This is a genomic window from Acinetobacter sp. GW821-FHT01C12, from assembly GCF_059422625.1.
The window spans coordinates 543712-567660 of record NZ_JBWKXD010000002.1 but is presented as its reverse complement, the minus strand read 5'-3'; the positions used below and the strand labels follow the sequence as shown (position 1 = coordinate 567660).

General features: G+C 39.2%; 17 protein-coding genes. 6 read left to right on the top strand and 11 right to left on the bottom strand.

The features are described 5' to 3' along the window. Positions 1-7 precede the first annotated feature (7 nt). On the top strand, positions 8-2335 hold the full coding sequence (locus AC07WY_RS08150; protein WP_494736113.1) for a TonB-dependent receptor domain-containing protein: 2328 nt from the start codon (positions 8-10) through the stop codon (positions 2333-2335). 239 nt (positions 2336-2574) lie between these two features. Here the strand turns inward: AC07WY_RS08150 and AC07WY_RS08145 are convergent, their stop codons facing one another. Continuing rightward, a complete protein-coding gene (locus tag AC07WY_RS08145; RefSeq protein WP_167321156.1) occupies positions 2575-2949 on the bottom strand; it encodes a hypothetical protein in 375 nt (124 codons plus the stop codon). A gap of 199 nt (positions 2950-3148) precedes the next feature. Between AC07WY_RS08145 and AC07WY_RS08140 the strand changes: the two genes are divergently transcribed. From AC07WY_RS08140 to AC07WY_RS08125, 4 genes are all read left to right on the top strand, one after another. Beyond that, the gene (locus tag AC07WY_RS08140; RefSeq protein WP_262086690.1) at positions 3149-4297 is read left to right on the top strand and encodes an acetyltransferase domain-containing protein; all 1149 of its coding nucleotides are present in this window, start codon (positions 3149-3151) and stop codon (positions 4295-4297) included. A gap of 361 nt (positions 4298-4658) precedes the next feature. Continuing rightward, complete coding sequence (locus tag AC07WY_RS08135) at positions 4659-5525, top strand: metal-dependent hydrolase (RefSeq protein WP_262086689.1); 867 nt, start codon at positions 4659-4661, stop codon at positions 5523-5525. Positions 5526-5541: 16 nt separating this feature from the next. Then, positions 5542-6477, top strand: a complete 936-nt coding sequence (locus AC07WY_RS08130) for a metal-dependent hydrolase (protein ID WP_419300909.1) — start codon at positions 5542-5544, stop codon at positions 6475-6477. Continuing rightward, positions 6474-7385, top strand: a complete 912-nt coding sequence (locus tag AC07WY_RS08125; RefSeq protein WP_494736112.1) for an alpha/beta fold hydrolase — start codon at positions 6474-6476, stop codon at positions 7383-7385. The genes AC07WY_RS08130 and AC07WY_RS08125 overlap by 4 nt, the downstream gene beginning before the upstream one ends. Before the next feature lie 98 nt (positions 7386-7483). Here the strand turns inward: AC07WY_RS08125 and AC07WY_RS08120 are convergent, their stop codons facing one another. From AC07WY_RS08120 to betI, 6 genes are all read right to left on the bottom strand, one after another. After that, complete coding sequence (locus AC07WY_RS08120) at positions 7484-8692, bottom strand: MFS transporter (RefSeq protein ID WP_494736111.1); 1209 nt, start codon at positions 8690-8692, stop codon at positions 7484-7486. A 193-nt stretch (positions 8693-8885) separates the two neighbouring features. After that, positions 8886-9473 carry a TetR/AcrR family transcriptional regulator gene (locus AC07WY_RS08115; RefSeq protein WP_004823436.1) on the bottom strand — a complete coding sequence of 196 codons (588 nt, stop codon included), beginning with the start codon at positions 9471-9473 and terminating at the stop codon, positions 8886-8888. Positions 9474-10101: 628 nt separating this feature from the next. Next, positions 10102-10896 (bottom strand): TorF family putative porin, encoded by a 795-nt coding sequence (locus tag AC07WY_RS08110; RefSeq protein WP_419300905.1) that lies wholly within the window; start codon positions 10894-10896, stop codon positions 10102-10104. A 67-nt stretch (positions 10897-10963) separates the two neighbouring features. Continuing rightward, positions 10964-12658, bottom strand: a complete 1695-nt coding sequence (gene betA, locus AC07WY_RS08105) for a choline dehydrogenase (protein ID WP_004717579.1) — start codon at positions 12656-12658, stop codon at positions 10964-10966. Positions 12659-12748: 90 nt separating this feature from the next. Continuing rightward, positions 12749-14221, bottom strand: coding sequence for a betaine-aldehyde dehydrogenase (betB, locus tag AC07WY_RS08100; RefSeq protein WP_446083023.1), 1473 nt, complete (start codon positions 14219-14221; stop codon positions 12749-12751). Beyond that, positions 14214-14837 (bottom strand): transcriptional regulator BetI, encoded by a 624-nt coding sequence (gene betI, locus AC07WY_RS08095; protein WP_004717575.1) that lies wholly within the window; start codon positions 14835-14837, stop codon positions 14214-14216. The genes betB and betI overlap by 8 nt, the downstream gene beginning before the upstream one ends. 263 nt (positions 14838-15100) lie before the next feature. Between betI and AC07WY_RS08090 the strand changes: the two genes are divergently transcribed. Next, on the top strand, positions 15101-16693 hold the full coding sequence (locus tag AC07WY_RS08090; RefSeq protein WP_262086684.1) for a BCCT family transporter: 1593 nt from the start codon (positions 15101-15103) through the stop codon (positions 16691-16693). 322 nt (positions 16694-17015) lie between these two features. On the opposite strand, the gene AC07WY_RS08085 is transcribed toward AC07WY_RS08090, so the two are convergent. From AC07WY_RS08085 to lipA, 4 genes are all read right to left on the bottom strand, one after another. Continuing rightward, on the bottom strand, positions 17016-19184 hold the full coding sequence (locus AC07WY_RS08085) for a TonB-dependent siderophore receptor (RefSeq protein ID WP_419335212.1): 2169 nt from the start codon (positions 19182-19184) through the stop codon (positions 17016-17018). A gap of 517 nt (positions 19185-19701) precedes the next feature. Beyond that, positions 19702-20619: a siderophore-interacting protein gene (locus AC07WY_RS08080; RefSeq protein WP_494736110.1), complete on the bottom strand. Its 918-nt coding sequence runs from the start codon at positions 20617-20619 to the stop codon at positions 19702-19704. 834 nt (positions 20620-21453) lie between these two features. Beyond that, the gene (locus AC07WY_RS08075) at positions 21454-22551 is read right to left on the bottom strand and encodes a helix-turn-helix domain-containing protein (RefSeq protein ID WP_004823428.1); all 1098 of its coding nucleotides are present in this window, start codon (positions 22549-22551) and stop codon (positions 21454-21456) included. Positions 22552-22781: 230 nt separating this feature from the next. After that, positions 22782-23774, bottom strand: coding sequence for a lipoyl synthase (gene lipA / locus AC07WY_RS08070; RefSeq protein ID WP_494736109.1), 993 nt, complete (start codon positions 23772-23774; stop codon positions 22782-22784). Positions 23775-23949: the final 175 nt, after the last annotated feature.

The following is a 23949-nucleotide window of genomic DNA, read 5'->3' as shown; positions in this document are numbered from 1 at the left end:
ATCCATGATGCGTCACCATACTTTAGCAATCGCTATTTCTTTACCGGTCTTTCCTGCATATGCGATTGAAAATAAACAGCTGACTGTACTTCCAGTGATTCGAGTCAATGCCGAAAATGATCCATTTATCAATCAAAGTATCATTGTAGAAAATAGAAATGCAGACAATAAAACTTTAGGTGATGCTTTAAAGCATCTTTCAGGGGTACAAAGCAGCGCTTTTGGTCCCAATTCAGGTGCGCCTGTGATTCGCAGTTTAAGTGGAAACCGGGTGCAGATTTTGGAAAATGGTCAGTCTATTTATGGAATGAATAGTATCAGCGGCAATATTAATATCCCTTTTGATCCTTTATTCACTCAATCTGTAACTGTCAATAAATCTTCAGACAGTGTGCGTTATGGTGGTAATGCCATTGGCGGAAGTGTGAATATTGATTCTGGTCTAATCGATACAGCGATGCCGAATAAAAGTTCTCAATTAGAGCTTGTAGCGAAAAAGGGCTGGAATGATTTTGATGCCAAAGGTTTTAAACTCAATCTTAATAACCAAAGTAATTTTTCTACCAATGTATTGTTTTCTAGCCAAGATATGTCAGCTTATAAAATTCCGGGAGAGGGTAAAGCGAGCGTATGTAATACTGGTGTATTTCCAGCGACGGGTGGGGTAAATACAGCATTGGCAGATGCTTGCCAAAAAGAAGCACGCATTCAAAAAAATTATAATACGGCATCACAGCCTTATATTGACCAATTTATGACGGAAAATCCTGATTGGGCAGATGGTTCATTTTCCTTCTATACAGATAAACCTACCTCAGTTTGGAGCGGAAAAACCTATACCAATCCAGTAAACCCTAAATATGTACCCAATACCCAGCAATATACTGAAAACAAAATTAATAAAGATGTCACACCCAACTATAAAAATAAGCTGGGCAATAGCTATTTAGACAATCAACACTTTGCGATTGGAAGCACTTATTTTCTCGACAATGGACGTATTGGGCTCAGTGCTGATTCAAAAAAAAGTGAATATGGGGTACCCGGATTTTCTCTTGAAAATAAATCTTTTCAATCTACCAGTGACAGCATACCAGTCGGGGTAAAAACAGATCAGCGAATATATGCCTTAGACAGCGAGTTTAATTTTAGCCCGTTGTTATTGAAACAAATACAATTTGATGTGAGCAAGAGTATCAATACATCAGGGGAATATTTAGGATCAAAAATGGCCAATAACTATAAATTTGATACTCAACAGGCTGAATTATTACTGAAGCATAGACCTGTTGAATTTTGGAATGGTTTTATTGGCTTTAATCAGATTGATCGTAAAGTGGTAGGGCATGGAAATTTACGTTATTTACCGAATATCAATACGCAAACACAAGCCATGTTTATCAAGGAAAAATTAGACTTTGATTGGCTAGAACTCGATGCAGGTTATCGTAACGAAAAGGTTGAGCATAAAATTCAAAAAAGTGATTTTGAGACATCCAGAAATTCACCAAATACAAAACTCACCGATACAAAATTTAATCTTGAAAGCTACAGTTTCGGTTCATACCTAAAATATAATGATCTATTGGGTTTAAAGTTGCGTTATTCAGTGTCAGATAGAGCGCCTGAAATTAATGAACTTTATGCCAGCAATCCACATTATTCAATTATGTTACAAGAAGAAGGCAATCAAAAACTCAAAGAAGAAAAATCCAAAAATCTTGAGTTAACAGGTCTGTTCAATTATAAAAATTTTAATTTTGAAGCAACTGTATATAAGATGAAATATGACAAGTATTTGTATTTGACCCATTCAGGGGCACAAATGCGTAATCGCTTGCCACTTAAATATTGGACCCAGACAGATGCTGAAATTACTGGATTTGAAATTGATTTAAAACAACAGTTTGAACTCAATCAGTATGGCAATCTTTTGATCTCTGCTTTTGCTGACTTGGTGAAAAATAAAAACCTTAATCCAAACAAAACCAGTTTGGCAAATGATGGAAATTACTTACCCAACATGCCAACGAACCGTTATGGGCTAAACCTTGAATGGAATAAAAATGATTGGTCAGCACGCTTATCCAATATTTACTATGATCAAGCTCAGTATTTAGGCAAAAATGTGTCTAAAGAAATTCCATTGCCATCTTATAACTTGCTGGATCTACAAATTCAGAAACACTTCAAATTACAAAATGCCAATTTTGATGTTTTTCTCAATGGATCTAATTTGTTAAATGAAGATGCACGACCACAGAACTCGCCATTAAAATACATTGCACCACTTCCTGGGCGTGGGGTACAGCTGGGTATAAGTATGAAAATTTAATCGCTTAACTTTTGTTGGTTAAGCTTTTATATGTTAGGTCTTAACTTAAGATTTATTATCGGGGTCAACAAGTTGCTGTTGTCGAGAAGACTTCAAGCAACATGTTGGCCCCTTTATTTCGATACATTGAGAGTAACAAATTGATGTCAACAGACCCTAAAATTAATTTAAAAAATAGCTTTTAAAAATAGTCTATTCGATTTAATCATTACAGCTTGATTTATTGCAGCAGCAATTGTTTAACATGCGATGGCTGCTTCACGTTCAAAAATAGATTCAACACTTTCAAATGCCAAATGACAAGCTTGGTTTTGATATTGTCGAGCATAACTGTTTACTGCACTTTCAAGCACTTGTAAAAAATCATTATAATTCTGTTCAAAGTCTAATAAGTCGAGTAAGTCTGATTTTTTACTGTTATGGCAGTTATATTTTTGAATAAAATCAAGCATTAATTTTTGAATAGGGGCATGGGTAAAATAAATTAAATAAGTTGCTGCCGAACCACAATGCAGACAACCTTGTTCAAGATAAATTTCTTCACTGTTTAACCAGCAGCATTGTAAGGTAAAAAATGCTCGAATCGCTTCAGTCGCTAGAGTAGGCTGTTCCAAAGTGTTCACCAATTTTCAGATAATGAAATTGATAATCATTATCAGTTAAATTTTAAAAAAAGTCTATGTGATAATCGGTAAATTTTTTTAGTGTTGCCGTGAATTAACGGTACAAATTGATGTTTTTTAATGAGATGGTTTTAAAATAATGAAATTAATTGTTATATTATATCATAACGTTTAATTTGTTGTTTTTTCTATGTCTATTCCTTCGCAACGCTTACAAGAGATTGATGCATTACGAGGCTTGGTGATTTTGATTATGATGGTTGATCATGTCAGAGAAACTTTTTACCTCCATCATCAAGTTCCAGATCCAATGCTGATTCCAGGCACAGAAACGTCACTTTTCTTTAGCCGAATATTGGCCCATTTATGCGCTCCAGTATTTATTGTTTTGACAGGCTTATCCGCCTATCTCTATCAAGCTAAAAATAATAGTCTAGCGATGACACGTGAGTTTTTGATTAAACGCGGGTTATTTCTGATCTTTCTTGAGTTGGTGGTGATCAATTTTGCATGGACTGGCAAGTTCCCACCTGATGTGATTTATCTACAAGTGATTTGGGCGATTGGTTTAAGTATGCTGGCGTTGGCAGCTTTAATTGGATTGCCACAAAAATTATTATGGATAATCAGCATTGTGATTATTTTTGGGCACAATGTGCTTGATCAAGTGTCTTTTGAAAATGTACCTTTCATACAGAATTTATGGTTCATTTTGCATGAACGGGGCTGGATTGAGTTTGGCAATCTGATTCGTATTCGAACCTCTTATCCTGTTTTACCTTGGATTGGTGTGATTACTTTAGGATATTGTATTGGTTCAAGTGTTTTTGCTTCATCTCAACAAAACCAATCTAGAAATACAAAATTACTCATTTTTGGTTTTTTCAGCATCGCTTTATTTTTGCTTTTAAGAGCGATCAATATATATGGAGATCATGCTTGGACGGTCATGCCGACATGGACTGAAACATTCATGAGTTTTATGAATCTAACCAAATATCCACCATCTTTATTTTTCATTTTATGGAACGTTGGTATTGGACTGGTTCTTTTGGTCTGTCTGCAAAAAATCGAAACAAAACCTTGGATCAAACCCTTGATCATATTTGGTTCTGTACCAATGTTTTTTTATATTGTTCACTTATATGTTTTAAAGGCTTTATATTTGCTCGTGGTTGCCTTTTTGGGGAAAAATCATGGAGATTATTTTGGGGTCGATTCGGTGTCTACATTGTGGTGGATTGCGATTATTCTCAGCATAATTTTATATCCTTTAATGGTTAAATTTTCTGATTACAAACATAAAAACAAACATATCGCTATTCTTAAATACTTATAAGATAAGTTAAGTATTGTTTTAATTTAAAAGTATATCTAGCAGCTAAAATAGTGATGTCCAATAATGATGGATATCACTATTTTTTTAATATTTTTGAATGCTTAACCTAGTGCTGAACAGCCTAAAGACGACTTGGGCTGTATTAAAGCTATTTCATCTTCAATATTTTAATTTATTTTTCACCTTATATTTATAGCCTGTCTTTATCGAGATGTCTTTATAGGAATGATACTGTCATTTAAGGACAACCTTGAGCCAAAGCATATTCACTTGATTGACAAGATCAGCATGGATCATTATTTTGATTTTATTAGTTCCTTTTTGGAACTTGTTATTTTGAGATAAATTCTTGAGGTGAACCATGTCTATATCAGCGGTGAAAGAAAAATCAAAGCAAAAAACACCTGCATCATTTCCAGTACGTCGTATGGATTATGAGTTTCAGGATATGCCCAAGTATTGGTGTAATGACGAACCAACCTTTACTCATTACTTCACAGGTCTATCAACACTTTTTCCAGAAGGTGAGTCGTACTTTGTCCGTTCAGTGCGAGCCTTACGTAAAAAAATTAAAAATAATCCACAATTAGACCGTGATATTGGAGCCTTTATTGGACAAGAAGCCATGCACTCTAAAGAACATCATGCTTTTCATGTCAGTGCACAACAATATGGCTTAGATCCGGAATCTTTGGAAAAAGTCACAGGGATCATATTAAAAGCAATTGAAAGTACTTTTCCTAAAAAGTGGAATCTCTTGGTGACTGTGGGTCTGGAACATTACACCGCCGTGTTGGTGGTGGAGATGATGAAAGATGTCAATGAATTGATGACGGATGAAAGCATTCGTAATTTATGGTTATGGCACAGTGTTGAAGAAACCGAACATAAGGCTGTGGCTTATGACATGTATGAATACTTATATGGAAAGGGCTTAGCTGCTTATATTCCTCGCGTGGCGATTTTCACATTTAGTCTGGTTTTGATTACTGCATTGTCGAGTGTTTATCAAGTTGTGCTGTTAAAACGCGATCGCCAATTATTAAATCTAAAATCATGGCGCAAATTTGCTCAGCATGGTGTGGAAAAATATAAAGTTTTTATTCCTAAATTTATAGATTACTACCGTTTTAATTTCCATCCCAATGATACGGATGAGTCTGAAATCGTGGCAAAAACCAAAGTAAAAATAGGCCTATCTGAAACGCCTCATCATTTACCATCATAGCTCTGAGGAAAGAATTATGCGATCTGAAGCATCAAAAGCAAGTTGGGCAATGATTCCTCGACAGGTTAAATTTGAATGGGAGCACTCGCCTTTACACTGGATACCACAAGACCCATTGGCAAGTCATGGTGTCAATCATTTTAGTTTTACCTTGGTTCGAGGAGAGTATTTTTTCTGTCGAATGTTCAATAAAGCTTTACCTTTTATTCATGATGAAAAACTTAAGCAAGATGCCAAAATTTTCATTCGACAAGAAGCCATTCATTCACAAGCGCACAAGGATTCAATCGAAGAATATTTGCTACGTTATGGGGTGGATGTGGAGAGCCAATATAAACGAGTTGTTGGCTTATTTGATCGGTTACTCGCGGACAAACCTTTGGGTTTTAACTTACCTAAAGTCTGGCAGCGACCTTGGTTAAATGCGCGAGTTGGGTTAGTGGCCGCGGCTGAACATTTTACTGCAGCAATTGGTCAATATGTATTAACCCGTTCAGATTGGCAGGCACGTGGTGGAGATCCAGTGGTAAGTGACTTATTTACTTGGCATAGTGCTGAGGAAGTTGAGCATCGTACAGTTGCTTATGATGTTTATCAGCATATTTCAGGGAGTTATTTATTACGTGTTGCGGTGATGGCTGTGACCGCTCCTATTTTTACCTATCTCATGGCAGCAGGTACTGTACAACTGGCTCAAGATGATCCCGCTATTCCACAAAACCAAAAAAGCTTATGGCAACCCGCTTTTTGGAAAGCTTGGCATCGTTCTGATTTAAATGGTTATATACCAGGACCAGTGTGGTTTTTTAAGACCAGTTTACGGTTTTTTAAGCCCAACTATCATCCCTATTACGAAGCTTCAACTGAACTTGCTCAAGCCTACTTGGCACAGTCAGCAGGGGTACTTGCATATCAGCAAAAAACTGAAACTGTTCCGCGGGTGATTTCATGAAGCATTTTGATAAGACCAAGCTATATGTTCATTCAGGAAATATCTGTTTGGCTGCTTACCATTGGGGCAGCTTAGATGTTGAACAAGATACTATTGTATTGATACATGGTTATCCAGATTCTGCTGAAGTCTGGCACGCGGTGGCACAATATTTAGCCCCTCATTTTAATGTGGTTGCTTATGATGTACGTGGTACAGGATTATCTGATATTCCACAAACAACAGCAGATTATGCTTTTGAATATTTGATCGAAGATTTATCCCAAGTGATTAAAGCAGTGAGCCCACATCAATCGGTCCATTTGGTTGGACATGATTGGGGCGCTTTACAAGGTTGGGAAGCGGTATTGGCTGACCGTTTAAAGTCTCAAATTGCGTCTTATACTGCATTGGCGCCAAGTACAGATCATGTAGGGTGGTGGTTTCATCGCCAGTTGGCCCAAGGTAACTTACAAGGCTATTTCAACGTGATTAAGCGAGTGTCAGCATCAAGTTATATGGCAATGTTACAAATCCCTGTACTTCCTGAACTGACTTGGCGTTTAGGTCTTGGCAAAGTATGGCCAAAACTGGTGGGGTATTTAGAAAAAACCTCAGTTGAAAAGAGCCCGACCCAACTTCGCAATGCCATCAGTGGTTTAGGTCTATATCGTCAAAATTTAACCAAAGCATTATTCAAGCCGACAGGTCGAACCACAACCATTCCTGTGCAAATGTTATTGATGAATCAAGACCCATTTGTACCGCTTGCTTTAAGCCGTGGGATGGAAGAGTGGGGGGATGATATTCGCTATAGCGAAGTTTCGGCAGGGCATTGGGGGATTTTAAGTCAACCACAGGCAGTGGCGGATAAGATTCAGCAATTTGTGCAACTGTTTTTAGTCAATAAAGCCATACCTATCGTTTAAGAGACGGATCAAATAGCCCAATCAACGATGATGGCGCTGTTTGATCCAATCCAATAGATGTTGTCATCGAAGCATGGTGTTAAATGACAGCTTTAAATTTATTTGCTGTCCAAACGATGTCCTGATTTAAAACCATTTTCATGCGCAAAAAATACAATAGATAACCCCAATAATGATAATGCGATGATACAAACAAAGAATGAGTCTATGCCTACATTTTGCAGTAGGATGCCACCTAAAATACCGCCCCCTGCAACCGCAAGATTAAACACCGTCACCAGCATGGATTGGGCAATATCCACATTTTCACCTGCGACATCTGCCAGCGCAGTTTGTAGTAGGGTTGGTGCACCGCCAAAAGTCATTCCCCAAAGTACGATACCTAGCATCACAAGCCAGATGTGATGACTACTCAAGCCCATGAAAAGGGCAGCGATGGCAAAGCCTGTTAAACTGATCAGGGTTAATCTGCGTAATGATCTATCGATCCAAATCCCTGTAATCCAAATGCCGAATATTGAAGAAAGACCAAAAATAAGAAGAATAAGATCAATATGCTCACTCAGCTGTACAGCAGACAAATAAGGCGAAATAAAGGTATAAAGTATGTTGTGTGCCAAAATCCAAACAAAAATAACCGCTAAAATTGCACCTATACCGGGGTGTACCAAGATGTTGAGAATGGATCGTTGTTTGCTTGCTGGTTGTCCTGCCAAATGAGGAAGGCTTATTTTTATCCAGATGATCAAGATTAAAGCAAGTCCTGAAATCATCCAGAAAACCCCACGCCAGCCAAACAGATTACCCAACCCAATAGCTAAAGGCACACCCAGACATAATGCGATGGGTTGACCCACTCCAACGATTGCCATCGCTCTGCCTTGCAGATGGGCAGGAACCAGACTTCGAGCATAACCCGCCAAGATACCCCAGATAATTCCAGCAGACATTCCTGCAATAAATCGTGAAATCAGGATGATGATATAGCTGGAAGATAGCGCAGTTAGACTATTGAAGACAAACAAGCCTGTGATTGCCAATAACAATAAAGGTTTTCTTGACCAACTCCTTGTTGTAGCAACCACAGGGATCGCCGCAATGACCGATCCTAGAGCATAAACTGAAATCATTTGCCCTGCTAAAGCTTCAGACACCTCTAAGTCATGACTGATCAATGCCAATAAGCCCGCAGGTATGATTTCCGTCATAATTGTAATAAAACCTGCAACTGTAAATGCCAATAATTTCCATATCGGTAAGCTGGGCGCAGATTGGTTTTGCCCTGATCTATTGTTGAACTGATTCATGCGCTATACCTCTGTGTATGATTGACAGAAAGGTCATCTCGTTTAACGAATATAGGCATCCCAAAATTTTCAAGATCAATATTCATTGTGGACTCCATGTTGTATTTATACTGGAATGATCGTTCCATTTTAAGGTAAATAAAACCCTCAGCATTGCAAACTACCCAGTCGGCTAAGGGGGGGAAACTAAAAATTAATACAAGGTATTCAGTGCGACTTCAGCAACATTCTCTAGATATTGCTGACGATTTTCTGCGCTACAGCCTTTGCTTAAAACGCGAATGCCTTGAATGGTATTCACGAAAAAAAGTGCTAAGGCTTGTGGAGAACTGTGTAGGGTGATTTCACCAGATTGCTTTCCTCTGATCATGAGCTGTTCCAGTGCGAGCTGTAATCGTTCAAAGTTGTACGTGACAGATTCTGCGGTCTTTTGATCGTGTCCTGCTAACTCCAAACAGGCATTGGCCATTAGGCAACCCCGATGTTGTGGATCATTTAATTCATCTTCAATGATACGAGATAGTAATTGTTGGATGATACTTTTGACTGATCCATCACTGGATAATAAATCAATATTTGATTTACTGATCAGGCGTTGATAGCGCGATAAGGCCTGTTGATAGAGCTGCTCTTTATTTTTAAAGGAACTATATAAACTGCTGCGTGAGAGTCCAGTTTCCTCAACCAAATCTTGAATTGATGTCGCTGCAAATCCTTTACGCCAGAAAACTTGCATAACCGCATTTTCAACTTCTTCAGGATCAAACTCTTTAGTACGCATAATGTTAATTTATATTGGAACAATCGTTCCTAATACTTTATACAAACAATCAATGGCTGTCTAATGATAATTCAAACAGTATGGGGGGATTTGAATTTGCTTTATTGAAATAAGCCAAGATATAAGTCAACCTGTCAAAAAAGCTCAGACACAAGAATATAATTTCTTTTAATGAATATTTTTAATTAAATCAATTGCATGAGAAAATAAATTATTTAATTATAAAAAGCTTGCAATGCCACACCTTACATTCAAAGTTTAAATAGCTTTGTGTAGGCGATGCCTCACTTTTCGTAGGGATTGCCAAACCTTGCGCTGCAAACAAAGCAGTGCTCTGTTTTTGCTCATGTTGGGCGAGGGGTACGTCCTGTACCCCCGCCCAACGGCGACATCCATGTCGCCTCACGGTAGAATCACCATCTATAATTCAAAAGTAAAAAAAATGAATTGATAACCAACAGTTTCTAAAAGCACATACAAAAACATAAGTTCATTTCTGATCAATGACTTGATAGAAATCACTTGTATGAATAATTAGGGGGGTGACTATAGACATTAAAAAACCACGCTCATGAAGGGCATGGTTTTTGGTTGATCTATAACAGACCCTAAATATTTAAACTTTAGCTTAAAACTTTTTAGTGAGTGAAAAAGTGAGGGTGGAATCAATTGGATTTGAAACTTTGGCATTGGGATTGCCATTGCTGTATTTTTGATAATATCCGTCTTTGTCCCATGCTTTGCTATAACTTAAACTGGAAGATAAGCCATAAGGCAGCGCTTTGTTAATGGCAAAACTGGCATCTTGAAAGCTTGCGGCAGAAAAGTTTTTTATACGTTGATTGCCATAATGCATATTTACTGACCAACCTTGAGCGATGGGCTGTAACCAATTCACATCTAAATAGCCTGAACCACGAGAGTGCTTATTGGAACCAATTGCTAAAGTGTCAGAATTATTGCCAAAATAATCTTGGGTATAAGTGATTGCATATTTAACACTCAGCGGACCATAGCTGATTTCTGGAATAATTTCACCATAATCAAAACGGGTATGACCTGTTTCAGCAGTGGTTTTTGCCCCAGGATAGTAGTAATAAGCGACTTTAGTACCTAGATTTAACTGACCGAAACTACGGCTATAACCAGTATAGACATCCCATTCAACATTGGCATCACGGATGAAGTCATCACTCACAGTAGAAGCCCAAGTTCCTGCATAAAAACCATTGGGATGTGCATAATCAAATCCGCCTTGTACAGCAGGGTTACCCCAGGTCTGTTGAAAACCACGTGAGATATATTGGCTGGCCACTGTCAAATTTGCACTATACGGAGACGGCGTTTCTGTACCTGATTCATTGGCATGTAGGGTTTGAAAAAATAAACTCAAAGGGATGGTCAATAATAATTTTTTTCTCATTTTATTCGTCCTTGAAAGATGCGACACACTCAGTCAAAACTGAGGTGTCGCTAAAATATGAATACTTTTACACGATCGGACGTAAAGGCGCTTTGCGCACAGGTGCTGTGCCAGCTTTGTAATAACCCGCTTCAGAACGTGGCAATTTTTTGCCACGAATTTGATCTGCGATTTTTTCCGCGATCATAATCGTTGTGGCATTTAAATTTCCAGTAATGATCAGCGGCATAATCGAAGCATCAACAACGCGCAAGCCTTGTAGACCGTGTACACGACCTTGACCGTCAACCACTGCCATTTCGTCTTCACCCATCTTGCAACTACATGAAGGATGGTAAGCAGTTTCAGCATGGTTGCGCACGAAATCATCCAGTTCAGCATCAGTTTGCACCTGTTTTCCAGGACTGATTTCATCGCCACGATATGCATCTAATGCAGGCTGTTGCATGATTTCACGGGTGATACGAATGGCATCACGGAACTCACGCCAGTCTTGCTCGGTCGACATATAGTTGAACAGAATACTTGGATGTTCAAATGGATCTTTAGATTTCAGCTTAATTCGACCACGAGCTGGTGAGCGCATAGAACCAACATGCGCTTGGAAGCCATGTTCTTTCACTGCATTACTGCCGTTATAGTTAATCGCAACGGGTAAGAAGTGATATTGAATATTCGGCCAGTCAAATTCATCTGAGCTGCGGATAAAACCACCTGCTTCAAACTGGTTGCTTGCGCCAATACCAGTCCCATTAAATAACCATTCAGCGCCAATTGCAGGCTGGTTAAACCATTTTAAAGCGGGGTAGAGTGAAACAGGCTGCTTACATTTGTATTGTAAGTACATTTCCAAATGGTCTTGTAAGTTTTCACCGACACCCGGTAAATCATGTACAACATCAATATCCATTGATTTAAGGAAACTACTTTCACCAACACCTGAACGTTGCAAAATTTGTGGTGATGCGATAGCACCCGCACAAAGCAAGACTTCACGGTTTGCACGTGCTTGGGTGAGATTGGTTTTATCCGCACCGATGATATATTCCACACCAATCGCTTGTTTTTGATTAAATAAAATTTTATTGGTGGTGGCATGCGTCACGATCGTTAAATTAGGACGACCTTTTGCCATGTCTAAATAACCACGTGCGGTACTAGAGCGACGGCCTTTTGGTGTCACGGTACGATCCATTGGACCGAAACCTTCTTGTTGATAACCATTTAAGTCATCTGTACGTGGATAGCCTGCTTGTACACCTGCTTCAACCATGGCATGGAACAAGACATTGTTGCCATTTTTAGGGGTTGCCACAGATACAGGGCCATTGGCGCCATGGTAGTCATTGCCACCAATATCACGGGTTTCAGCTTTTTTATAATATGGTAAGCAGTCTGCATAGCTCCAGTCTTCTAGCCCTTTGAGCGTCGACCAGTTATCTAAGTCCATTGCATTACCACGGATATAACACATCCCGTTAATCAATGAGGAACCACCTAAACCTTTACCGCGACCGCATTCCATACGGCGATTATTCATATGTGGTTCAGGGTCAGTGAGATATGCCCAGTTGTAACGGCGTCCTTGTAGTGGGTAGGCCAATGCTGCTGGCATTTGAGTACGGAAATCTAAACGGTAGTCTGGGCCACCTGCTTCCAAGAGTAAAACAGTAACGTCTTTGTCTTCAGTTAAACGTGTTGCGAGCACATTTCCGGCAGATCCTGCGCCGATGATAATGTAGTCATATGCTTGAGTAGTCATAATTATCCTTTTTGTATTTTTTAAAAGTGCCAATGCAATCAGGTGATGACATGGCACATAGGATTGATATACGGAGAAAGTGTGAGTGCATTAAAAAATGCTTTGATACTCACCTAACTCAACTTGAACTGATTTGATACGGGTGTAATGCCCAAGTGTGGTTAAACCATTTTCACGGCCGACACCTGATTGCTTATAGCCACCCACTGGCATTTCAGCAGGGGATTCGCCCCATGTGTTAATCCAGCAAATACCAGCTTCGATTTGATGAATAATGCGATGTGCTTTGGTGATGTCCTGTGTCACAACACCTGCTGCTAAACCAAAAGTGGTGTCATTGGCACGACGAATGACTTCTTCTTCAGTTTCATAACTGAGAATGCTCATGACAGGGCCAAAGATTTCTTCTTCAACAATGCGCATATCATCTTGGCAGTCACTGAAAACTGTCGGTAACACATAAGCACCTTGCGCCAATTCAGCTTCTGTCGCACGGCCACCGCCAATGAGCAGTTTGGCACCTTGTTGTTTGCCTGACTCAATGAAAGACAAGACTTTTTCCATATGCGGGAAGCTGGTGAGTGGACCAAAGTTGGTTTGCTCCGCCATTGGATCGCCGATACGGATTCGTTTTACCCGTTCTACAATAGCGGCTTCAAAATCTGCCAACAGGGCTTTTGGAACAAAGACACGTGTACCATTGGTACAGACTTGACCTGAACTAAAGAAGTTTGCCATCACTGCAATGTCTGCTGCACGATTGAGGTCAGCATCATCACAAATAATTAAAGGGGATTTACCGCCGAGTTCCATGGTCACTTCTTTGAGTGTAGAACCTGCGGCACTTGCCATAACTTTCTTGCCTGTTTCAACACCACCAGTGAAAGAAATTTTTTCAATAATTGGATGTTCAGTTAACCATTGTCCAATCTCACGGCCTGCACCTTGTACTACGTTAAATACGCCATCTGGTAGTCCAGCTTCAGTATAGATTTCAGCAAGTTTAAATACGCTTAGTGGTGTGGTTTCACTTGGTTTAAAGATCATGGCATTCCCAGCAGCTAGCGCAGGGGCAGATTTCCATAATGCGATTTGAATTGGATAGTTCCAAGCACCGATTCCCGCGACAACACCAAGTGGTTCACGACGGGTATAGAAAAAGCTTGATTCACGAAGCGGAACTTGCTCTCCCTGAATTGCAGTCGCGAGACCTGCGTAATATTCAAGTACATCGGCACCTGTGACAATATCAACGGTCGATGTTTCGCTATAGGCTTTACCTGTATCGAGGGTTTCTAAGCGAGCGAGTTCATCATTACGCTCACGTAAGATGTCGACAGCGCGACGTAAAATACGAGAACGCTCCATCGCTGTCATTGCGGCCCAAATTTTTTGACCTTGTTGAGCGCTTTGAACAGCCGTTTCTATGTCTTGTTGTGATGCTTGTTGAAGGGTTGCGATCACTTCACCGTTGGCAGGGTTAATACTGGTAAAGGTCTTACCACTGGTCGCTGCTACATAGCGACCATGGATGTACAATTGATGAACTTGTGAATCACTCATTCTGTCTCTCCTGCAAAGGTTTTTTCGCAAATTGCAATTGCGTTTTTACATAATCGTAAGCAATGGAACGTGCCAGCTGGCTGTCAAATTCATCATGACTGCTTAAACTGCCACGTAACCATAATCCGTCAATCAATGCCGCTAAACCACGAGCGGCAATGCTTGCCTGTTCTTTATCTAATAACTTGAGAAAGTGAAACTTCAAGTTTGAATACAGGCGTTGATCATTAATTTGTTGCAAGCGCCCAAGTTCGGGTAGGTGCATGCTTGCAGACCAAAAGTCTAACCAGATGCGCATGGCTTGTTTATTGACCTGACTAATATCAAAGTTAGAGTCAATAATCGCTTTAAGTTGGCTTTCTGGATGCTCGTCTGCTTCAGTTTTATTTTGGTCGGTTTTGCGACGTAAAACATTCAGCATTTCTTGCATGCAGGTATTTATTAATCCCTGTTTATCACCAAAATAGTGACTCACAATACCTGTGGATAGCTCGGCTTTCTTTGCGATTTGTGCAATGGTCATATTGGATAAGCCCACTTCATAAATCACATCAAATGCGGCGTTAATAATTTCTTCACGTCGCACATGCTCTGGTTTGACTCTACGTTTTGTCATGTATATCCACTTAAAGTGCTGAAAAGGCACTTTTTATTTAACATTACTCAATGTAGAACATCTTAGCATTTTTTTATAATACTTTTTATTGATTGAACGTTCAATCAATAAAAAGTATAATCTGCAAAAATCAATAATTTTTTGATGAGTAATAAGAAGTGTAAGTGTATACATCAACATTCTGATCCATCAGGATGTTCAGTAAAAATAGTACATATCCTATTATTTTTTAAGAAGATACACCGATTGCAAGGAGCAATAGCATGGTGTCAAATAGCCATAAAGGATATTCATCCGAACGGATTCGATTAAATTTATTTGTGTTTGGAAGTTCTGCAATCAGTATCGGTATTTTTGGCCTATTGTTTGTTTTATTTCCAGAAAGAAGTCAGTTTTGGCTGACCTATGTGCAAGAGCAGGCCAATCAACTCTTTGGTTGGTATTACATGCTGGTGATTGTGGCATGTCTGGGTTTTGTCGGATGGTTGGCTTTTTCACGTGCTGGACAACTTCCACTTGGAAAAGATGGCGATAAACCTGAGTTTGGTTACTTGGCTTGGGTGTCTATGCTGTTTTCAGCAGGTATCGGTATTGCCTTACTGTATTATGGTGTTGCTGAACCTGTCGATCATTTCTTAAGACCACCTGAAGGCGAGGGCGGCACAATCCAAGCTGCCAGAGATGCCATGATGTATAGCTTTTTACATTGGGGTATACATGGCTGGGTACTCTATGCCTTATTGGGTGTGACCTTGGGCTATTTTGCCTTTCGCTTAGATTTACCTCTGGCTTTACGTTCTGCGCTTTATCCAATTTTTGGCGATCGGATCTATGGTTTGATCGGCGACTTTGTGGATGGCTTTGGGATTTTAGCCACGGTGATTTCTTTGGTCACCAATCTAGGCATTGGTGCACTGGTGTTGGTTTCGGGCATTAGTTATTTAGTCCCAGCCATTCCAGACAACAATGTTACCCTGATTGCAGTGGTATTGGTGATGATGTCTGTTGCGACCATCACCACGGTGGTGGGGATTGAAAAAGGACTGGCTTGGCTTTCACGGATTAACTTACGTTTACTCTATGCGTTATTGTTATTTGTGTTCTTAACAGGACCAACCAATCATTTACTGAATGGTTTGGTACAGAACGTGGGTGACTATCTCAACCATTTTGTCGCGAAAAGTTTTGATGTGTATTTATACAATCCACAAGCGAAAGGCTGGCTCGGTTCTTGGACGGTGTTTTATTGGGCTTGGTGGATAGCTTGGGCACCTTTCGTTGGGATGTTTATTGCGCGTATTTCAAAAGGGCGCACCATTCGTGAAGTGGTCTTGGGTGTGTGTCTGATCCCTTTAGGCTTTACTTTGGCTTGGATTTCCATTTTCGGAAATACCGCAATTGATTTAATTTTGAATCAAAAACAAAAAGTTTTGGGCGATATGGTTCTCACCGATCCAGCTTTGTCTTTGTTTAAATTGCTGGAATATTTACCTTTTAATCCTTATGTGGCTGGGATTGTTGTGGTGATTTGTTTTGTACTGTTCTTGACCCCAGTGGGTTCGGGTACGCTGATGATTGCAAATCTATCTACAAAAGGCGGAAGCAATGAAAGTGATTCACCGATTTGGTTGCGAATTTTCTGGTCTGTAGTAATTACCATTGTCAGTATTGGTTTACTGTTAGCAGGTAGTTTCCATTCGATGCAAAGTGCCGTGGTGCTATGTGGTTTACCATTCTCAGTGATTATTTTGCTGTATATGTTTGGTTTAACCAAAGCAATTAATCAGGACTTAGCCAGCCCGCAACCTCCACAAACTGTCAATAAAACGACTGATTCTTCTGAACCCGTCAAATAAAAGTCAGAAATACTATAGTTTTATGATTTTCCTTTGCACTTGATTTAGATATGCCTTTTCCTGTACTCGACAGTGAAAAGGCATTGATAAAGATAGGGTTTGAGTTTAAAAGTTCAATGCTTAAAACATGATCAAAATAAATAATAAAATCTGTAGATCGGCATAATGATTGAATAAAAAGTATGTCGATGCTAGCGCAGGATGAAATGAGATCAGTGATTTTGGCGCAATAGCAAAAGTTGATTGCGCCTGTTAAATAGAAGAAATTCCTCTAGGCAGTATGGAGTTTGCTTATTGCCTAGAGGAAGTCAGTTAAACCTGATTAAAACTTATATTTAAGTCCTAAATTATAGTTACGGCCTTCGCCCCATGTATACGTGCTATACCAGCTAAAAATCGTATAATATTTTTCATCTAAAAGATTGTTTACATTAAAAGAAACAGATAGTTGATCATTGACTTCATAGTTTGCCATTGCATCAAATAGCCAATAATCAGACACCACATGTTTAACAGGATCTTTATACAGTGGATTGGTGACATCGCCCCAAGTCTTATCTTGCCAACGTGCACCACCACCAATAGTTAAACCCTCCACCCATTGATTGAGCTTATAACTGGTATAAAGGCTAAATTCATTTTCAGGGGTCAAAGTGCTCTGTTTTATCCCATCTTGTTTAGAGATTTTATGATTAAAGCCAGCATGTAAATTCCAACCCGGGCGAATTTCACCAGTAACTTCGAGTTCAGCCCCTTTGGTTTTGACACCTTGTAGCGCTTCAGATGCGACACCACCAGATGGTGTAAGGACGTTTGGAATCTCTTTGGCAAAATTGTCTTGTTTGAGTTGATAATATGCCAAACTTGCATTTAAGCGACCATCAAAAAATTCACCTTTGATTCCAGCTTCGTAGTTTTCTCCCTCAAGCGGATCAAGTGTTTTACCGTTTGGATCTTGTGCAGATTGAGGTTTAAATATGGTGCTGTAGCTTGCATAAACTGAGTATTGGTCATTTAAATCATAAACTGCGCCAACATAAGGTATAAAGATACCTGACTCTTTCGTCTCTTCTGACTTATAGTTTGCAATACGTCCACCCAAAATGACTTTTAAATCATCATGTAAATTCAAACGTGAGGTGAGATAAAATCCATTCTGCTTGGTGGTTTCATTGTTTGACCAATGATTACCTTTTTGCCAATCAGGCTCTGCAACATTCCCGTTCCATTGATAATATTGATCTACACTGGTTTTATAATCAGTTGGTGTACCATAACCATTATTTTTCCAAGTGCTTTCAGAAATGCTTGCACCGACAACCAGCTCGTGTTCACGGCCAAAAAGTTGAAATGGACCTGTTGCATAGATGTCTGCAGCATCACTTTTGGTTTCGCCTTTATAGTTTCCAGCCCACATTGAAACACCAGTGCCAGTCGATGGATTTGGATGACCACCAGCCGCTGCGCCTAATTGTGCATCATAGCCATTGATTTGATGATTTAACTGGATTTTTGCGACCCAATCATTATCAAACTTATGCTCTAAGGTTGAGAAAATGGTTCGGGTATATTGCTCCCAATTACTCCAATTTGCACCATTGTTAAAGCCACGCGGCATTTTATTGAATTGGCCCGCCGAATTATAAATCGGGATACCGCCCCATGTTGATCCCTTAGGTTTATTGTCTTGATAATCTGCGCCTACAGTCAGTAGGGTATTGTCGCTTAAATCTGCTTCTAATATGCCGTAGAACACAGGGGTTTTGCGTTCATAGCGATCTAATTGAGATTCTTTGTCTTGATACGCAGCAACTCCACGCGCACGAATACTGCCCGTTTCGTTAAGTGGACCACTTAAATCAATTTGGCCGCGGTAGTTATTCCATGAGCCTAGACCAAGAGAAACATTTCCTTGGAAATCTTTGGTTGGTTTTTTACGAATGAGATTAATGGTTGCACCAGGATCACCCACCCCAGTTAAAAGCCCCGTTGCTCCTTTTAAAACTTCGATACGATCATAAATCGCCATATCACTCAGGGTATTTCCTGCTGAGTAGGCCGAATCACGATGCATCGGGATCCCATCATACTGGAAGTTTTGTATTGCAAAACCACGGGAATAATATTCTGTCCGTTCACTGTCATAGGTTACCACACTAACACCCGGGGTATGCCGCATAACATCATCGATAGAGTTGAGATTAAAATCATCCATTTCTTGGCGAGTAATCACACTAATCGTTTGTGGGGTTTCTTTGGGTTTTAAAACCAAACGCGTTGCTGTGGCAATTGAACCCGGAGTATAGACACCACTGTTTTCTGTAATTTCACCCAATTGGTTTGCTGTAAACTTGAGTGTTGGCAATGCGAGAGGTTCTGCATTATTTTGAGTCGTCTCTTCAGCAGCATGTAAAAGGGTAGTAGCAGCTACAGAAGTGAGACCTAACATGATCATTTGAATCATTTTTGACAGGTATTTTTTGTCTGTCATTTGCATTCTTGTTGATGACATCGAAAGCGGCCTTATAAGATGTGAGGAGTACGCTTATAATGTCGTTTGAGATTTAAAAAAGGATCACACTAATTTATCCCTGTCATTTTGAGATAACATTGGCTCATCTGTTAAGGTGGGTAGATTGGTTTTAAGTTTTGCACTTGGCTAGAGAAAAACAACCTTGGTAATCTTATTTTCAGCAATTACATCACCATGTTTTCGCGGTAGTTATAATTAGTCATCATGAAAAAATGTTGTAGTGGATTCGCTTTGGATCTTTAAGCAGACCATGATGTATAGCTATGCAACACAGCCTGAGCAATGAATAATAAAAAAGACTCGGATCGCGAGATCCGAGTCGGCTGCTGTCAATTGTGTTCAATCATCATTGAGTTAGGCCATAATAAAGCCAGAGCATCAACCTCAAGGATTGATTTCCATTCCAAATACTTCCCCTAAATAACCGTCTTAAGAACAGTGAGAGGGAGTGATTTAAATCAGGCAATGGCTTGATTTAAACAGGCATATCTAGATCATCAAATGTTTCTAGTGTTTTACCTTGTTCTAGATGTTTTTGATAATATGCGACTCGGCTCAGATCTAATGTTGAGCTGGACATGCCGACATTCCAATAGCCCGCAACACGAATATCATCTTTATTCAAATGACTGTGTTGGGTAAACAGCTTACGTATCGCTCTTGCTTCATTACGTTCACAGGCTGCCCAAACGCTTATATCTTCACGATCTTTAAACTGCTCGGCAACTTTAAGTAGCATGCCCAATTTACCCGCTTGCTGTGGTTTTTCCCGATGGAGTAAATGAATATTTACTCCATGATGTTTTGGCAAATCATCAATAATATTGGCTTCACAACTTTCAATATAAATCTCTCCCTGAATTCCCGTTTGCCAATGCTGTAAAATTGAATAAACGGCAGGAATGGCGGTTTCGTCAGCAAACATCACAACACGTTTGCCTGGGGTAAAATTGGGGATGAAGTGCGGTCTTGGGCCCGTAAGTTGAATTTTAGTGCCAATTTTTGCTGAATCTAGCCAAAGCATTGCTGGACTTGGGTCAGCATGTAGAACAAAGTCAATTTCAATTTGGCGGGTACTTGGATCAAAGCAACGCACGGTATATACACGTGATATAGGTAAGCTGTCTGCTTGTTGACGCAGTTCTAAACGAATGGCAAGGTTGGGTGTTGTCCATAAGTCTTGCTGTGTTGTATTGATTTTCCCCTGAATACGTACAATTGACGGAAAAGGATGAGAAATCGCCGTTATCGTCATCTCAATGACTTCCAGATTCCGCATATGATCATCTTGTTTCAGTATCGCTTTTTGGTCTGGTACTGTTTTTTTGTCTGGCACTATTTTTTGATCTAAAGTTGTTTTTTGATTTGATGTCGTTTGTTGTTGGCTATTCATTATTAAGTCTACCTATATTTATTGAGCAATAAACCACAATTGCCTTTCTTTCAGTGCTGAGCGGATCGAGAAGATCTGTATGGTGTTAAATGTAAAATATAATCATTATCATTATCATTTAAAGAGCATTTATGTTTAAATTACTTGTATTTTAATTTTAGCAATTGATTTATTGCGGAGAGAGGTAAGATTATGAGGCCTTGTACTATTGATCAGGCTCATGGTTTATTTTAATTGCATGAAAAATATATTAATTTTAATCTTATAATTTTCTATATAGTTAAATCACCTAATTATTTCATACAAGTGATTTGCATCAAGTCATTGAGCATAAATGAAGCTTATGTTTTTGTATGAACTTTTAAAAATTGTTGGTTATCAATTCATTTTTGTACTTTTGAATCATAGCTGGTGATCCTACCGTGAGGCGACATGGATGTCGCCGTTGGGCGGGGGTACAGGACGTACCCCTCGCCCAATAGAAGATTTTTGTCACTTTTCATCTCTGAAAAGTGAGGCATCGCCTACGCAAAGGGATTTAAACTTTGAATGTAAGATGTGGCAGTGTAAGCTTTTATATAATTAAACAATATTATTTCATCATATGTTTGATTTAATTAAAAATATTAATTAAGAGAAATTATATTATTGTGTCTGATTTTTTTTGACAGGTTGACTATATTTACCGTGCATTTTCTGTCGTTGGCCTTAAAAATTAGTCTTATATCGATTCACTTATTATTTTTTATACAGAGCAACTTTATAGCCTTAAACATCGGAGCAAAACGGCACTGTACTACAAGTTGTGCAATAAAATATCTAAGTTCATTGAGCCTAAAGTAATTTTAAAAAATACGCGCGATGCTGACTTTGTTCAGGCAATAACTCCAGTACCCGTTGTATTGCATCATTACGTTCAGGAAGACGACTAATAATTTTTAAAAGTGGGTCAATATCCTGAATTTGATAAATCAGATGACTTAAACGCGCATCGAAACAATCACGCCATGTGGTCAAGAATGGGCTTTCTGATTTTGCCAAAAAACTTCCTTTGTAGAGGGAAAATGTACTGGCGAGAAAACCTGCATTGAGGGATTGCTCAGCTCTGGTAAAGTCGGTTTGAATCTCACAAACTAACTTATAAGGGCGCGATAAAATACAGTTGGGGAGCAAAGTGCGTAATTGTGACATTTCTGCTTTTAAAGTCTTTTCACTAATATCCCGATCACCGTATAAGGCATAGTGCAGTTCATCTAGGTTAATACCCTCTGGGTGTAACACAAGAATGCATAGAATTTCAATTTGTCGATGGGTCAAAGTTAAAAGCTGTTGGTTAAATTGAACTTTGGGTGTACCAAAAACTTTGAGGTAAAGCATGTTTTTTTGTTCAAATTGAATCGCACGTTGAACCAACTCTGCACAGCGTTCTACAGCCAATACACCCAGTGAAGTATGCTTTTTGTACTTGGTCGATAAATTAATCACACCATGAAATTGTCCAGATACAGGGTCAACAATCGGCGCGGCATAACAAACCCAATCCTGTACACTATTCATCTGATTTTCATGTGAATAAACACAGCTAGAGAGATGATTATTTAAGGCCAAACCAATCGCATTTGTACCGACAGCCTGTGTTGACCAGTGTCCACCTTCGACAAAATGCACTTGCTCAGCAGAGGAGAGCATAGCACGGCTGCTCCATGTCCAAAGTAATGTGCCATGATGATCTGTGATTCCAATTGCCATTTCAGAATCATCTGCAATTTTTAGTAAATCCGCATAATTATGCTGAAGAGAACGACGAAACAGTGACGGTTCTGGTTCGGGAGGTAAAGCGAGAAGTGGCGCAGCAGTGACGGATTCGATATTGACAAAATGTGTGGTCTGTAAACGAAGCGCTTGTGGCTGTAATTGATTCAATAGCTTCATATCATATTCCTTTATGATGAATGGTTATGCCATTAATACCTTGTATTCTTTTTTATTAATTCATTTGTCTCACTTTAGAAGCTAATGTTTCACTTTGAAATGAGTTTTCTGCTCACAAATGTTAAATAAAGTTACCAATAAAAAGACAGCGTATTCTTTTGAGTACTTATTTTTTAGTACTCATTGTTTAATGTTTAGGCATCCATATTCACTTTTAACACTGAATCATCCTAAATTTCTGTTGCAATCTTTTCCCGTGTAAACGGCTTGGGTACAGGCTCGCCCTTGTATTGACGATCAGCAAAATAGCTGGAACGAACCATTGGCGCACTCCATATATTTTTAAACCCTAATAACTCACCATGCGCTTGATAATGTTCAAACTCTTTCAATGAAACAAAACGATGTATTGGGGCATGAGATTTAGACGGCTGTAAGTATTGACCAATGGTGACATAGTCCACCTGATAGTCACTGAGATCATTCAGCAACACAATAACTTCTGCTTCGACTTCACCCAATCCCACCATCAAGCCGCATTTCGTTGCGATGTCTGGACGTAGATGCTTAAACCGTTTTAACAGTTCCAAGGAATGTTGATAATCTGAACCTGGACGCATTGCACGGTACAAACGAGGGACCGTTTCAATATTATGATTAAAAACATCTGGCGGGGTTTCACTCAGAATGTTGAGGGCAACTTCTAATCTGCCTCGAAAATCAGGGACTAAAATCTCAATCAGCGTATCTGGACTACTTTTACGGATTTCTCGAATACATGCAGCAAAGTGTTGTGCTCCACCGTCAATAAGATCATCACGGTCTACTGAGGTAATCACCACATAGTTTAAATTTAGATTTTTAACAGTTTCTGCTAAATGTTTCGGTTCATCAGCATCTAAAATATTGGGACGTCCGTGGGCCACATCACAAAATGGGCATCGACGGGTACAAATATCTCCCATAATCATAAAGGTCGCTGTTCCACCACCAAAGCATTGTGGCAAATTGGGGCACGCGGCTTCTTCACATACGGTATATAGTTTTTGTTGACGTAATAAATTTTTAATACGTTGCACTTCTTCAGGCTGGCTGATATTGGCGCGAATCCATTCAGGCTTTTGTGGGATCTGCTCAGTACTGATAATTTTTACTGGAATACGTGCCAATTTATCTGCACCACGTAGTTTTTGTCCCGTGGTAACTGAAACTTTTAAATCCATTTTAAATAGTCCATTAAATAAAATAATTTAATATAAAATGACATTTTTATCTATTTTGTCAAATATATTTAAAATATTTATCAATATAATAAAAGAGTGCAAAATATTAATATTATAAAATAAAGGTTGGTTAAAGGTTTGGTTTTTTAAGTTTTTGAAAATTATAAAAATTTAC